Genomic DNA, 217 nt, shown 5'->3' with positions numbered 1-217 from the left:
TCTAAGTTTTGGTTGGGTGTTTTAAATGAATTGAAAAACCGGGGAGTAAAGGATGTATTAATATTTGCAACAGATGGTCTACCAGGCTTCAGTGATGCTATATCAGCTGTATTTCCAAAAGCAGAGCATCAAAGCTGTTTAGTTCATCAAATGAGGAATTCATTAAAGTACGTATCTTATAAGCACAGAAAAGAACTGGCAAAAGATTTAAAGAAGA

Annotated in this window: 1 protein-coding gene; it reads left to right on the top strand. The window is 34.6% G+C overall.

The annotated features are described in order from the left end of the window. Positions 1 to 217: transposase (locus ACYQ0O_RS13270; protein ID WP_459893837.1), on the top strand; the 217-nt coding region annotated here is incomplete at both ends.

The sequence above is a fragment of the Desulfothermus okinawensis JCM 13304 genome (assembly GCF_054654515.1).
Note: the sequence above shows the minus strand (reverse complement) of the source record. Positions and strands in the feature narration are given on the sequence as shown.